General features: G+C 60.9%; 1 protein-coding gene. It reads left to right on the top strand.

Annotated elements, in window-relative coordinates:
- Positions 1–769 (top strand): GGDEF domain-containing protein (locus D3H34_RS33205; RefSeq protein WP_147400622.1); only part of this gene is annotated, 769 nt, incomplete at both ends.

Below are 769 nucleotides of genomic sequence, written 5' to 3'. Positions count from 1 at the left end.
CAGCCGACATATCATCGACAGCGCCGGGGATGCCTTTATCGCCATGGACGCCCGAGGCGCTATCACCGCCTGGAACAAGGCCGCTGAAATCATCTTCGGCTGGCCTCAAGCCGAGGTCATGGGGCGTACGGTCGCTGAGACCGTAGTTCCGGCCCAATACCGCGAAGCGCATCAACGGGGAATGGCTCGTTTCCTGGCTCATGGCAAAGCCCAGGTGCTCGGGCAACGACTCGAACTGCCAGCCCTGCACCGCGACGGTTCGGAGTTCCCCATCGAAATCACGCTGTGGTCGCTAGAGGAGGAACATGAATGGAGTTTCTTTGCCTTCGCCCACGACATCAGCGCCCGCAAGAAGGCCGAACAAGAGCTTGAACGGCGGGCCCTACATGATGCATTGACCGGGCTTCCCAACCGGGCCTTGCTGCTGGATCGACTGCAACAGAGCCTATCCCGGCGTGACGAGTTCAATCCTGGCCTCGCCGTGCTATTTATTGACCTGGACCATTTCAAACGCATCAATGACAGCTTCGGCCATGATGCTGGCGACCAGGTGCTGATCACCGTGGCGCAACGCTTGCAGCGAGTAATGCGCCCAGCCGACACCGCTGCCCGCCTGGCCGGCGATGAATTCGTGATGGTCTGCCCGGGTGTCGCCAGCCACCGCGATGCGGCCATCATCGCTCAGCGCCTGCTGCACGAGTTGGCACTGCCCATTCATCTGAAAGACGATAACGTCTTCGTCACCGCCAGTATCGGCACTGCCATGGCG

Source organism: Acidovorax cavernicola (genome assembly GCF_003581445.1).
Note: the sequence above shows the minus strand (reverse complement) of the source record. Positions and strands in the feature narration are given on the sequence as shown.